General features: G+C 49.8%; 13 protein-coding genes, 1 pseudogene and 1 riboswitch. Of the genes and pseudogenes, 9 read left to right on the forward strand and 5 right to left on the reverse strand.

What is annotated here, in order from left to right; genetic code table 11:
- Position 1: 1 nt before the first annotated feature.
- The 5 genes and pseudogenes from CW734_RS02710 to CW734_RS02730 all read left to right on the forward strand — a co-directional run bounded on the left by CW734_RS02710 (position 2) and on the right by CW734_RS02730 (position 4661).
- Positions 2–499, forward strand: a complete 498-nt coding sequence (locus tag CW734_RS02710; RefSeq protein ID WP_101189321.1) for a TspO/MBR family protein — start codon at positions 2–4, stop codon at positions 497–499.
- A 216-nt stretch (positions 500–715) separates the two neighbouring features.
- Positions 716–1688: pseudogene (locus CW734_RS02715) on the forward strand (proline dehydrogenase family protein).
- Positions 1689–1744: 56 nt separating this feature from the next.
- Complete coding sequence (locus CW734_RS02720) at positions 1745–2149, forward strand: acyl-CoA thioesterase (RefSeq protein WP_101189322.1); 405 nt, start codon at positions 1745–1747, stop codon at positions 2147–2149.
- A 361-nt stretch (positions 2150–2510) separates the two neighbouring features.
- Positions 2511–2612, forward strand: a riboswitch (purine riboswitch).
- Between the two features lie 142 nt (positions 2613–2754).
- Positions 2755–3339 carry a xanthine phosphoribosyltransferase gene (locus CW734_RS02725; RefSeq protein WP_101192114.1) on the forward strand — a complete coding sequence of 195 codons (585 nt, stop codon included), beginning with the start codon at positions 2755–2757 and terminating at the stop codon, positions 3337–3339.
- Positions 3339–4661: a nucleobase:cation symporter-2 family protein gene (locus tag CW734_RS02730; RefSeq protein ID WP_101189323.1), complete on the forward strand. Its 1323-nt coding sequence runs from the start codon at positions 3339–3341 to the stop codon at positions 4659–4661. The genes CW734_RS02725 and CW734_RS02730 overlap by 1 nt, the downstream gene beginning before the upstream one ends.
- Before the next feature lie 41 nt (positions 4662–4702).
- On the opposite strand, the gene CW734_RS02735 is transcribed toward CW734_RS02730, so the two are convergent.
- Positions 4703–5695, reverse strand: a complete 993-nt coding sequence (locus CW734_RS02735) for an alpha/beta hydrolase (RefSeq protein WP_232787141.1) — start codon at positions 5693–5695, stop codon at positions 4703–4705.
- 203 nt (positions 5696–5898) lie between these two features.
- On the opposite strand from CW734_RS02735, the gene CW734_RS02740 reads away from it, so the two are divergent.
- On the forward strand, positions 5899–6636 hold the full coding sequence (locus CW734_RS02740; protein WP_101189325.1) for a hypothetical protein: 738 nt from the start codon (positions 5899–5901) through the stop codon (positions 6634–6636).
- Between the two features lie 65 nt (positions 6637–6701).
- Positions 6702–7640 (forward strand): ring-cleaving dioxygenase, encoded by a 939-nt coding sequence (locus CW734_RS02745; RefSeq protein ID WP_101189326.1) that lies wholly within the window; start codon positions 6702–6704, stop codon positions 7638–7640.
- 48 nt (positions 7641–7688) lie between these two features.
- On the opposite strand, the gene CW734_RS02750 is transcribed toward CW734_RS02745, so the two are convergent.
- Positions 7689–8597 carry a proline dehydrogenase family protein gene (locus CW734_RS02750; protein WP_101189327.1) on the reverse strand — a complete coding sequence of 303 codons (909 nt, stop codon included), beginning with the start codon at positions 8595–8597 and terminating at the stop codon, positions 7689–7691.
- 372 nt (positions 8598–8969) lie between these two features.
- Between CW734_RS02750 and CW734_RS02755 the strand changes: the two genes are divergently transcribed.
- On the forward strand, positions 8970–10385 hold the full coding sequence (locus CW734_RS02755) for a hypothetical protein (RefSeq protein WP_101189328.1): 1416 nt from the start codon (positions 8970–8972) through the stop codon (positions 10383–10385).
- 333 nt (positions 10386–10718) lie between these two features.
- On the opposite strand, the gene CW734_RS02760 is transcribed toward CW734_RS02755, so the two are convergent.
- A complete protein-coding gene (locus CW734_RS02760) occupies positions 10719–11222 on the reverse strand; it encodes a shikimate kinase (protein WP_101192115.1) in 504 nt (167 codons plus the stop codon).
- 222 nt (positions 11223–11444) lie between these two features.
- On the opposite strand from CW734_RS02760, the gene CW734_RS02765 reads away from it, so the two are divergent.
- Positions 11445–12479 (forward strand): lactonase family protein, encoded by a 1035-nt coding sequence (locus CW734_RS02765; RefSeq protein WP_101189329.1) that lies wholly within the window; start codon positions 11445–11447, stop codon positions 12477–12479.
- A gap of 27 nt (positions 12480–12506) precedes the next feature.
- Here the strand turns inward: CW734_RS02765 and CW734_RS02770 are convergent, their stop codons facing one another.
- Both CW734_RS02770 and CW734_RS02775 read right to left on the reverse strand, forming a co-directional pair.
- Positions 12507–12836, reverse strand: coding sequence for a hypothetical protein (locus tag CW734_RS02770; protein ID WP_101189330.1), 330 nt, complete (start codon positions 12834–12836; stop codon positions 12507–12509).
- Positions 12833–13420, reverse strand: a complete 588-nt coding sequence (locus CW734_RS02775; protein WP_058381983.1) for an SCO family protein — start codon at positions 13418–13420, stop codon at positions 12833–12835. Before CW734_RS02775 ends, CW734_RS02770 begins: the two co-directional genes overlap by 4 nt.
- Position 13421: the final 1 nt, after the last annotated feature.

The raw sequence follows: 13421 nt of genomic DNA on the forward strand, positions 1-13421 counted from the left end.
TATGGAAGTCGCATCAGTCAATGGGCGCATACATGTGAAAAATCTGGCCGTAAGTATACTCGTTCCGGTCGTCGGCGGGTCGCTTGTCGGAGCGCTTGCCAATAGAGGCACCCGCGAGCAATACGAGCGGCTAAAAAACCCTTCATTTGCGCCGCCCGGTTGGGTGTTTCCGGTCGTCTGGATAGCGCTATACAAAATGATGGGCGTCGCCAAATACCGCGCGCAAGAAACAGCCAAACCGCTTGGGCGGGAGCGGCAGGTGCTGGCCCCATATGAATTGCAGCTCGGCTTGAATTTCCTGTGGTCGTTTTTGTTCTTTAAATGGGGGCTTCGGGGGACGGCGCTCATCGAAATGGCGGCGCTTCTCGGTGCAGTCATCTGGGCGGCGTATGAATTCTATCAAGTCGATCAGCTGGCTGGAGTTTTGATGGTACCTTATATCGCCTGGGTGGCGTTTGCGCTTGGGTTGAATTATTCATTCTGGCAGTTGAATAAATGATCGTCCAAAGTGTCGGAATCCCCAGCGGTTTCGGCACTTTTGTCCATTTTTTGACCTGGTTTTAAAAAAGTATTTCAAACACTGCAAACTGTTAAAAAATTATGATGCATAGTGATAGGAAAACGACTACAATGAAGGAAGTTGACAACGTTCGAGGCATGGCCTTTTTGGGACTGTTGAAATCAACGCAGTTGAATGGTATCAGGAGGGAAATCAATGTTAAAAGATGTGTTTATCGGCTTGTCTCAAAACCGTCTCCTTACGGCTGCGGCCAAAAAGTACGGCTTGAAATTGGGGGCCCAAACTGTAGTGGCCGGGACCAATATCGAAGAGACCATTAAAAGTATCCGCAGTTTGAATGCGCAGGGAATCAGCGCGACGGTCGACAACCTGGGTGAATTCGTTTTCGAGAAGGAAGCAGCGCTCGAAGCGAAAGAGAACATCATGGATATGATCGAAGCGATTCATAAGAATGAGGTCGATGCCCATATTTCCTTGAAACCGACCCAGCTCGGCTTGGATATCGATTACGATTTCTGCCTGGAAAACTTGAAAGACATCGTCGCACTTGCCCATAACTATCATATGCATATCAACATCGATATGGAAGATTACGGGCATGTACAGCCTTCATACGATCTTTTGAATACGCTTTCGAAAGACTACGATAATATCGGGACCGTCATCCAAGCGTATTTCTTCCGTGCCATGGACGATTTGCAGGAACATAAAGATTTCCGCCTGCGCATCGTTAAAGGCGCATACAAAGAGCCGGCGGATGTGGCTTACCAAACACGTGAAGAAATCGACGAAAATTTCATCAAGCTGATCGAATATCATTTACTGAACGGAAAGTTCACGTCGATCGCGACACATGACCATCACATCATCAACCATGTCGAAGCTTTCATCAAAGAACACGACATTTCATACGATAAATTTGAATTCCAGATGCTTTACGGCTTCCGCAAAGAATTACAGCGCGAGCTCGCGAATAAAGGCTATAACTTCTGCACATACGTGCCATTCGGCGATGACTGGTATGCCTATTTCATGCGCCGGCTGGCAGAACGACCGCAAAACTTGAACCTTGTATTCAAACAAGTGTTCACGAAAAGAACAATATCGCCATCGGGCGCTAGCTGGAGCATTTGTTCTTGGCCGCGCAACTAAAAACGCAAGTAAGTAAAGGCGTCTCACATTGGGGCGCCTTTTCTAATTCCAGACAACTTAAGGAGTGGCAGCATGTACAAAACGACGATTACGCCGCGCGTATCCGAAACGGATGCGGTTGGGCATATCAATAACACAACTTTGCCGGTGTGGTTCGAAGCCGGCCGCAACCCGCTCTTTGAATTATTCACGCCAGACCACGATTTCGCCAACTGGAAAATGGTCATCGTCAAAACAACACTCGAATTCACCGGGCAAGTGTATTTCGGAAAAGACGCCGAAGTCCATACCTGGGTCGAACGCATCGGCAACAGCAGCCTCGAGTTGTACGAAGAGCTGTACCAGGAAGGGCGCCTATGCGCAAAAAACCGGGCCGTCTACGTCAACTTCAATCTGGCACGGCAGCACAGTGAGCCGATTCCGCCCAAAATCCGCGCTGAACTGAACAAGCATTTGCTTGAGGCGAACGGACACTAAACTATATAAGTTAAATCATTACCTACACGAAACGATATTTCAAAAAAACGGAAATCATCAAATCACACCCTATTCGTTCATTAGCAGGTGAAGTTGAAAACCCCCCCTATTTTATTGTTTGTCTACTTGATGAAAGAGTGGAAGGCGGCGATTCCTGCGGGAATAGCATGACCCGCATCCTGTGGGCCCGAAAGCGTCCGCCTGGAGCGATTTCACCAATCTCTTTAGGTATCATCAACCTTTAATTTAACCTATTATAGTAAACTTGGTCTGATCGAACTTCACTGATGCTTTGCGGATTCTGAATAGTTTTTTAATTAATGCGGCTCTTGAAAGGCCATTTGGACATGCTATAATAAGTCCATTCAAAAGAATATTCACTCATATAATAGCGGGAATATGGCCCGCAAGTTTCTACCGGTCCGCCGTAAACGGACTGACTATGAGAAGCAATGGAACGAAAAGAAACCGCCTATTTCGACAGGCGGCTTCCTTTTGCGTTTCCTTTCGGCGAAGCCCGGAGGACCTTGCTCCACTCATGGTTATGAATGGATGCGCGTCCTCCGGGCTTTTTTGCGGAGGATGCGGGAAAAGGAGCGGAAAACATGAAGCAGTTGGAAGAGAAAATTTTAGCGGATGGACGGGTTTTATCCGAAGCCGTATTGAAAGTTGATTCATTTTTAAACCATCAGATCGACCCAGCTTTGATGCAAGCAATTGGGGAAGAGTTCGCTTCCCGATTTAAAGCGGCGGGAATCACAAAGATTTTGACAATCGAATCGTCAGGCATCGCGCCTGCGGTCATGACTGGACTCTTGCTCGGCGTACCGGTCGTCTTCGCGAGAAAGCGCAAATCGCTGACCTTGACGGATGGCTTGTACTCAGCTCCTGTCCATTCCTTTACAAAAAATGAAACGAACGACATCTCCGTGTCCCACGATTTTCTCGGGCAAGACGATGTCGTGATGATCATCGATGACTTCCTGGCGAATGGCCAAGCGGCACTCGGCTTGCTCGATATCGTCGAGCAGGTTGGGGCAGAATGTGCAGGCATCGGCATCGTCATTGAAAAAGGATTCCAGCCAGGCGGGAAATTGCTGCGCGATAAAGGCATACGCGTGGAAACATTGGCGAATATTAAATGGATGGAACCTGGGCACGTTGAATTTTACGGGGAGGTGCCGAACTGATGAAAAAAGCATTCGGAGAAGCGGCACTCGGCCTTCAACATGTCCTGGCGATGTATGCAGGAGCGATTCTCGTTCCCTTGATCGTCGGAGCGGCGCTCGGGTTGACGCCGGAGCAATTGACTTACCTCGTATCGATCGATATTTTGCTGTGCGGCGTTGCGACGCTGCTGCAAGTGTTCAATTCCCGCTTTTTCGGCATCGGCTTGCCGGTCGTGCTCGGTTGCACATTTACAGCAGTCGGGCCGATGATCGCCATTGGCGGCCAATATGGCATTTCAGCGATTTATGGGTCGATTCTCGTTTCCGGCCTATTCGTCATTGTCGTTTCCGGATTTTTCGGAAGCCTCGTGCGCTTTTTCCCGCCAGTTGTGACCGGTTCAGTGGTCACCATCATCGGCATCACGCTTATTCCGGTCGCCATCAATAATATGGGCGGCGGGCAGGGGGCGGCGGATTTCGGTTCGCTGTCCAACATCGCCTTGGCTTTCGGGACACTAGGGTTTATCATTTTCCTCTATAAATTCTCACGCGGCTTTATGCGCGCCGTGTCGATTCTCGTTGGCTTGATTGCCGGAACGGTCGTTGCCGGCTTCATGGGCAGAGTCGATTTCACGCCAATCGCAGAAGCGTCTTATTTCCATATGGTGGAGCCGTTTTATTTCGGGATGCCGACATTCGAATGGTCCGCGATCCTTACGATGATCCTGGTCGCGCTAGTGTCACTTGTTGAATCGACAGGGGTCTATTTCGCACTCAGCGACATCACGAAAAAAGAAATCAAAGAAAAAGATTTGGCGAAAGGCTACCGCTCTGAAGGCTTGGCGATTTTCCTTGGTGGCATTTTCAATGCCTTCCCGTACACTGCCTACTCGCAAAACGTCGGGCTGATCCAGATGTCCGGAGTGAAATCGCGCAAGATCATCTTCATCGCGGCAATCATGCTGATCGTCCTCGGGTTCGTGCCGAAAATCGGTGCCATGACGACGATCATCCCGACACCGGTCCTTGGCGGGGCGATGATCGCGATGTTCGGCATGGTCATCGCACAAGGCATTAAAATGCTGAGCGGCGTCATCTCGGAATCACAGGAAAACTCCATGATCGTCGCTTGTTCTGTCGGCATCGGGCTCGGCGTAACGGTCGTTCCGGAACTGTTCGCGCTATTGCCTGCAGGCGTCCAGATCTTGACGAGCAACGGCATCGTTGCCGGGAGCTTGACGGCGATCGGCTTGAATATCGTTTTCCATATGTTGCCGTCCCGTAAACGAAAACGCGAGGCGCAAGCAGTACAATCCAATCAAGCAGTCACACCCCATGGGTGAATAGAAAAGCTGTCCCTTCGATTAATGCGAGGGGACAGCTTTTATTTTTGCGCCTGGCTTTTTTCGAGCAGGAATTCCAATGTCTTCTGGAGGGTTTCCTGGCCATCGTTCGTGTCCAAGGCGTATTGATATTCATGCTTCAGGTTCTTATCGGTGCCGCGGAAGAAGACATCGGTGACATCAACGCCTTTGAGGCGCAGGCTGTCGGCCAGCGCGACCGATTGCGGCTCTAAGGGATCGGCATCGCCGGCTGAAATGAAGACGTCCGGATAAGCGGGCGTCACATGCTGGATCGTCGACATTTCATGGATATTGCCGAAGGTCTCGAAACTTTCTGCGCCTGTATAGGCGTTCAGGAAGAAATCGATATTCGGGAAGCCGGATTCGCGGACGGTTTCCATATCGTATAATCCGCAGAACAATAACGCCCCGCGCAATTGTTCTGAAGCAAGGGCCGGCGTCAACGCCATCGTCTCGGCAAGGGCCGGCGTAGATTGCAGGGCAGCCAATTGGCTGGCAATCTGGGCGCCGGCGGAATCGCCGCCGACAAAAATCCGCTCCATATCGCCGCCATACTTTGCAGCAGATCCATTTAGGAACTTCAAGGCTTCATTGGCCTGGATGACAGGGCCAGGATACAATTGGCCGGGCGCCAATGCGTAGTCGATATTGGCGACCAAATAACCGGCGTTCGCCAGCGTCATGCCGTAATCCTGCCGGCTGTCTTTCGATCCGCCGATAAAGCCGCCGCCATGGATCCACAGGATGACTGGTAAGGGGCCGGTAGCCTCCTTAGGAAAATAGAGATCCAGGAAGGCATTGTCGGATGCGTGATAGCGGAGGTCTTTGACGACTTCGACGTGGGACGCGATTTCTGCGATGTTCGGCGGCGGGCTGTAAATAGCGGACCCGATCAGTGGAGCGGCCGCTTCATCTTCCTTTAAATGACTGGCCAGCACGAACCCTGCGGAGGCAAGAAACGCTACTGCGAGCAGGGCTATTATTTTCTTGGAAATAGGTCGTTTGCCTTTCATGATTCCCATCCTCTGCACGGTAAAAACACCGAAATTTCAAACAAGCTTATTGCCATCCTATCATGTGCCATGCAGCTTCTCAAAAGATTAACTGTCATGAAATTGAAACGGAACTGTAAGGTCTTGGGGGTTCGCCGCCGGCCAAATCGGGTATTTAGAGGAGAGGCCGATGGGTCATTTCAAGAGTTGAAGGAGGGGGTTTCATGTTCGGATTGAGCGATTTGATAGCACTGGTCATATCTGCGTTTATCATTTTGCCGGTCGTTGTCTTTATCCGGGAAGCGGGTTATTTACTCGTCAGTACCTTGCTTGGCGCGAAGAATCCGCGTTTGACAATCGGTTCAGGTCCCCGAGTCTTCAAGATCGGCATGTTCGACGTGAGGAAATATTATCACTTATATAGTTGGTTTGCCTATGATGATCTAAAAAGGCAAAGTAAATTCGCATATATCATGCTATATGCCGGGCCGATTTTAGCGAATGTGATTGTGGCATTCGTTATCAATGCACTAGTGGCCAACGGGGTTTTGGACCAATACGAGACTTTCTGGAACCGGTTTGTGTTCTACGGTTTCTATTTTGTGCTGTTTGATGCAGTGCCGATGAAAACGGCGAACGGCATGCCAAACAATGGCATGATCATCTATGAAATGCTGCGCTATGGTAAGCGCACGGATTATAACGATGAACCGTTCTTGCCTTCGACAACTGAAGTCGAGGAACAGTATGAAGAGGAAATGGAAAAAGTAGAGGAAATGAAGGAAAACCAGAAAGATATTATTGAAAATGAAGATAACGACTCAGCAGAGCAGCAGGAAAAAGAACGCCGCGAGAAAGAAAATCTTGAAGAAAGCAAGGAGAGACAAAAAGAGGAATTGGAAAAAGCGAAGAAATTAACGATCAAACAGCGCCACGAAGCAAAAGAAGAGCGCACTGATTGAAGGCCGCATGCAATTAGGCTTGTCATGATATGATGATCATGTCGAAAAAGAGGGAGTGAATATACATGGGTGAAAGAACAAAAGGAATTCATCATATTACAGCTATCGTCGGGGAAGCGCAGGAAAACACCGATTTTTACGCAGGGGTGCTCGGTATGCGTCTCGTCAAGAAAACGGTGAATTTTGACGACCCCGGGACGTACCATTTGTACTTCGGAAACGACCAAGGGGCACCCGGCACCATCATGACCTTTTTCCCTTGGGGCAAAGCCTACCAAGGAAAAGTGGGAGACGGCCAAGTCGGCGTTACAGCTTTCGCTGTCCCTGAAGGCGCTTTTGCATTTTGGCGCAGCCGGCTCAAAAGCTATAATATTTCGTTTGAAGAGCATCATCGTTTCGGCGAACACTATTTGAAGTTTGAAGACCCCCATGGGCTTCAGCTAGAGCTGGTCGAACGCGGGGCAGGCGAGGCGAGCGGATGGACCGGAGGCGGCATTACACAAGACAATGCCATTAAAGGCTTTGCCGGTGCTGTACTGTTTACGGTCAATGCCGCTAAAACTGCCGAGTTATTGGAAGAAGTAATCGGCTTCGCCCGTAAAGAAGAGCAAGGCGATTACGTCCGTTTTGTCTCGGATGGCGAGCTTGGAAGCATATTGGATATCAAGCAGACCCGTGTCGGTACGGGCCAAATGGGCGTCGGCACCGTTCATCACATTGCATTCCGTGCAGACGATGATGTTGATCAATTGGAATGGAAAAACCGGGTCGAAGCTTACGGGCTCGGTGTTACGCCTGTCCAGGACCGCAATTATTTCCGGTCGATTTATTTCCGCGAATACGGCGATTTGTTATTTGAAATTGCGACCGACCCGCCAGGTTTTTCGATCGACGAAAGCCCGGATGCGCTTGGTGAGGAACTGAAATTGCCGAAGCAATACGAGCAGTATCGGAAACGCTTATTGGCGGAGCTGCCGCCAGTGTATGCGCGCCCGCTTGAATAAATATAAAAAAGCAGCCCGGGTTTCGATCCGGGCTGCTTTTTGGGTTCATCAAGATTTGGAGAGAGCGCCTTTTAGCACCAACTGGATGTTCTGCGGCCTTTCGGCAAGACGCCTCATGAAATAGCCATACCAATCTTTGCCGAACGGAACGTATGACGTCACTTGGTATTCTTCCGACAGTTCCTTCAATAAATCTGTCCGGAATCCGTAGAGCATCTGAAATTCGAAGCGGTCTTTTGGAATGCCTTGTTCTTTAATATAGTCGATGGCCGCATTGATAATGTGGTGGTCATGCGTGGCAATCGATGTGAATACCGGCTGGTCGAGGCGCAGCTTGATAAGCTTAAGGAAATTGGCGTCGACTTCCTCTGCCGATTGGTACGCTACTTGCTCGCTTTCCTGATAAGCTCCTTTCACAAGGCGCAGCCTGACGTTTTGGAGCGTATCCAAATCCTGTTCAGAGCGGAATAGATAAGCTTGGATAACGGTTCCGACACTATCGAATTCCTCTTTTAACGTATGCAATATATCGAGTATAGGTTGAAGGTGCTCGTAATTTTCCATATCCAAGTTAACGTAAATTCCGCGCTGCTCCGCTTCGGCCGCGATTTCACGGATGTTTTCCAAGCAGAACTGTTCGTCGATATCGAGCCCGATCTGGGTCAATTTGACTGACAGGTGTGCATCTACGCCGGCTTCTGTGATGGCATTAACTGTCTGAATGATTTCATCTTTTGCTTGTGTGGCTTCTTCGCGGCTGGTGACGAATTCACCGAGCCGGTCAATTGTGGCGGAGATGCCATCCTCGTTCAAAGCGCGGACGGACGCCATCATATTCGGAATATCGGTTCCGGCAACGACTTTTGCGGCGCCGAGTTGAAAACCCCATTTTTTGGCTCCGTTGTTCAATAGCCGGTTATTGGATAATGCGATAAAGAAACTCCTTGTGATCCCCATTACTAGCCCTCCAGTAGAATAAAATATCGATGGCAATCCGCCCCTTGGAAATAGCGGATCTAAGCGTGAATTAACCCAGTAGTACCAGCGGGTGCTGAGCTCCTAAAAGAGGTCTTTCTCCGTGTGGCTAGAGCATATCATATAAATGACTGAAAATAAAAATAACTATTGAAATAATTATATTTCTTATTGTCTACCTTCCACTTATTGGGTTTTAGTAAACAAATTATTCAAAAAAGTTTTTCTGGAAAATGAAAATCCTGTCTTTTGGAAGAAAACAAAGCCTTTGTAGCCGCAGTGGGAAAGCAAAACGTGTAAAATAGTCGGTATGTGTTTAAAACTATTTCCTATATACGGAAGGAGGGCTTGCAGATGAGGGCATTAGCAAAAAAAGGATTCACTTTATCTGTGCTTATTTATGCCGTTCTTCATTTCATTCATTATTTTCATGCCAATCCATGGACGGAGGCGCTGTTGCCGATTGCCGGATTGTTCAGTTTGGTGTTTGCTTTCGGCGTATTGCCGCTCCGTAAGCTGCAGCTGCAGACATTCCTCGCCGTTACTGCGATCGGCGTGCTGGCGGCGACGAGCCAGAATTTCTGGCAGGATCTGGCGTCAGCACTCGTCCAGATGGAAAGCCTGATTGCCTTATTGCTGATCGTTCCGATGATCAGCTGGGTGCTCAGGGAAGAGCCTTACATAGAAGAGATCATGAGTTTCGGCAATAAATGGCTGAACAAGAGCCAAACTTTTTACGCAGGGCTGATGGGGATGACGCAGATTATCTCGCATTTCCTGTTGTTCGGGGTCGTGCCGATGATGTACAGGTTCATTGATTCATTTCTGAAAGAGCATAAAGACGAAGCGTGGGAAAATTACAAAGGCACTGCGATTCTCCGCGGTTTCGCCTTGTCGACCATGTGGGTCATCAGCATTCCGAGCTTCATCTTCGCGGTGGGCGCGATGGATGCGGTGTTATGGAAGTCGATGCTGCTCGGCCTCGGCGCAGCCATTGCTGGGACCTTGCTGTCGGTTGCCTTTGCGACGGCCGATGAGAAGCGCTACGGCAAAGATTTCTCGGCAGTGCTGACGAATGAAATCGATAAGGCGGTGGCGAACTCCCGGAATGCGGGCAGTTGGAATAAAGACGTAGCCGAATTCGCTTTCCTGTTCATCTCGCTGTTCGGCACAATCTTCATCCTCCACGAATGGACGGGGGCTGACTTTCTTGTCGTCATCCCGCTCGTCATTCTCGTCTGGACCTTCTTGTACTTCCTGCTCAAAAGACGCACAGGAAGCTATGCGCGGGAAGCGGCGATTTATTACAGAGAGGGCGTATCGAGACAAGCCCAGCAGTTCAGCATCCTGCTCGCTGCAGGCTTGCTGATCTATGCGCTCAATCAATCGACAGTCGGCGATTACGTCATCGGTGCGATGAATTATTTGACCGGCCATGTGCCATTTTTGAATTTGTTGTTCCTGATTCCGTTCATCGTCATCTTCCTCGGCTTTATCGGGCTCGGGCCGCTGCCGGTCATCGTTCTCGTGACAGGGGTATTGGAATCGGCGGTCCTGCCGTTTCCACCTGAACTGATCGTGCTTGCGGTGACGTCAGGAAGCGTCATTTCCATCATCCTGTCGCCGTTCGTCATGCCGGTGATCATCTTAAGCAGCGTCAACGGCTTGAGCGGCATCCGCAATGGCCTGCGCTTCAATTTAAAATTCGCCATTGCTTTCTATATCATGATTCAAGTATTTGTCCAGACTTTATTGTATTTCTGGAGTTGAAAAAATGCCCGAAGAGCCTCACGGTTCTTCGGGCATTTTTGGGTCTTCATTGAAAGTAGAGTCATTTTGTCATATAATTTAGAAAATATAGAAAAGGGAGGCTGTCTAATGTCCGAGAATGCTGTCGATACTTTGTAGGTCGACTATTATGTCGATGGAGTACTCGATAATGACAGGGAAATGCTTGGCCGCCATCCAGGCGTGGTCACCGTAACGTTCTTGGCACCGGAAAGCTATTTGAAAAAAGCGGGCTTATTCGACCTTGCGAAAGCGCAATATGGATAATAGGAAACCCGCCATTCAAATGCTGAATGGCGGGTTTTTGCGCATCTGTCACAGTTGCGGCGCATGGATGTCCCAGGATAATTTCAAGGAATCAGCCAAATACTCGGCGGCTTCCATGGCTTCAAAATCATCGACTTGAAATTGGGAGTGGTTGGCTGCATAAATCGATTGGCGCTCGCGGAAAAGCTGTTCCATCTCCTGAAGAGTCTTATCTTTAAGGAGCGGCCGTGTTTCCGTCAGCACATGAATGCGTTCTTTCCAGGAATCCCAGGAAATATCGAAATACAGAACTGTGCAATTGGACAGGCAATTTCGGCGGTTTTCTTCCTGGAGAAAAGCGCCTCCCCCGACAGAGATCACGAGCAAGGGCTGGCTGCCAAAAGCTTTGATCAATTCCCGTTCTTTGTCGCGAAACGCTTTCTCCCCGTAGGTCTTAAAAATTTCCGGGATCGGCAAGCCGAATGCCTTTTCAATTTCTTCATCGATATCAATGAAATCGCGGTAAAGCTGGCGTGCCAGTAATTTGCCGACTGTCGTTTTTCCAGCTCCCATAAAACCTGTGCAGACGATGCTTTTCTCGCGGACGGACAAAGGGAAATTCAACGCAACCACTCTCTTTCTGTTTTAAATAATGTAAGTTTTCACTTCACCACTTTACCGCACTGCATCGGTGAATTGAAAGGAAGAAATGAAAAATATAAAGAAACTTTACACCATAGCTTGATGGATCATTGGCAGGGAATAAAGGGTAAAGAGAAAAAAAGGAGGGATAGGATGAGCAGCACATACATATTAAGTGGATCCTATGCGACTGCTGAACAGGCGGGTATCACGCTTTGGGAATTAGAATCTGCAACAGGCAAATTGACAAAAAAAGCAGAGGTCGCGGGAGTGGAGCGCCCTTCGTTCCTGGCGGTCCATCCAAACGGCACCAGCTTTGTTGCCGTTAGCGAAACAGGTGACGGGGAAGTGGTCGCCTATTGGCTTAATCCTCAAAAAAGACTGATCCAGGAACTGAACCGCCAAAATGCGGGGGGCGACCATCCTGCCCATATCACGATCGATGAAGACGGGCAGTGGGCGGTTTCCGTTACGTATTCCGGGGCGCATGTCACTGTCCATCCGCTGTCTGCGGATGGATCGATTCGTGAAATGACCGATTCCAAGCGCCATAAAGGAAGCGGGGCGAATGCGGATCGGCAAGACGCCGCCCATCCGCATTCGGCCTTTCAATTGCCGGGAACGAATCGCTTTTTCGTCTCCGATCTCGGAATGGATGCGATTGTCCGCTACCGTCTTGACCTTCATTCAGGAACGCTTGAGCAGGAAGCTGTGACCAAGACGGCACCCGGTGCAGGGCCGCGCCATCTTGCGTTTCATCCATCCGGAGATTTCGCTTACGGGGTGAATGAGCTCGATTCGACCGTTTCCGTTTATGCGCTGGAAAGCAAGGGTTTGAAAGAGGTACAGAACATTTCCGCACTGCCGGAACATTTCACAGGAACTAATACTTCCGCTGAAATCGCCGTATCGGGAGACGGGCGCTTTGTCTATGTTTCAAATCGGGGCCATGACAGCATAGCCGTGTTCCGGGTTGCGGAAGGCTTACTGGAATCGGTTGGCCATGCGGATGCCGGCGGAGCGGGGCCGCGGCATTTCACGCTGGTTCCTAACAGCCCGTGGATTGTCATCGCGCATGAAGAGTCGGGAACGATCGCCGTCAAGAAAATCGGCGAAGACGGGCTGCCAGGTGAGACAGCCGACAGTGTCGACACGGTCACGCCGGTCTGCGTGCGCTTGCTGAAATAGCAAAAGACAGAGCCGAAGCCCTGCCGATTACCAATCGGTTTGCGTTTTTTCCTTCAGCCCAAGTTCTTTCAATAGCCGGACTGCCGGGCTGTCCTGATTGCTTTCGAACGCTTTTTCCGTACATTCGGAATGCGGCGGATAATTCAATTCCTGCGCATGGCCGAGCGTCGACTCTTCCAGAAAATTCGTCGGGTCGGATTCTTCAAAGCAGGATGGTGCGATAAACGTGCGATGTGTATGTTCAAGCACGATCCGGCTTTCTGTGGAAGGTTCGTTTTCCTGAGGCATGAAAAACCAGGCAGCCGCAGCAGCAACGAGTACCACTACGGCCACTAGGACTAGCGGTTTGCGTTTCATCCTTCCGCCTCCTCGACGAGGATCTCCGCATCGCGGACGATGTCTTCAACTGGCGGGTTCAGGCCGTCATAATCTTTCATGATGACGCCTTCGTGGTCGATCAAATAAAACGAAGTGCCATGGATGACTTGATCGTCATCTTGCGGCTTCTGGGCAATCGCCTTGAAGTTCTCAAGCGCAAAGTCGGCGATCTCTTCCTGGGAGTAGCCCGTCAGCAGATGCCAGCTGGTCAAATCGACATCGTAGCTTTCCGCATACGATTTCAAGGTTTCCGGCGTGTCGACGGTCGGGTCCACGCTGAATGAAACAATCTCCACATCAAGCCCTTGCGCTTGAAGCTCTTCCTGGACGCCTTTCATATTCGCCATCATCGGCAGGCAGACAGTCGTGCAATTGGTGAAGACAAAATCAGCCAGCCAGACTTTTCCTTCGAGGTCGCTGGATCCGAAATCTTCATTATTATGGTCAGTGAAAGTGAATTCTTCTGTTTCCCAATTCAATGGGTCGTCAATGCCTTGGCCGCAGGCAGCCAAAAACAAGATGCCAATCAGCAAGAGGCTCAGTAAATAAGTTTGGGCTCGCAAA

This window comes from Planococcus sp. MB-3u-03, assembly GCF_002833405.1.
GTDB lineage: Bacteria > Bacillota > Bacilli > Bacillales_A > Planococcaceae > Planococcus.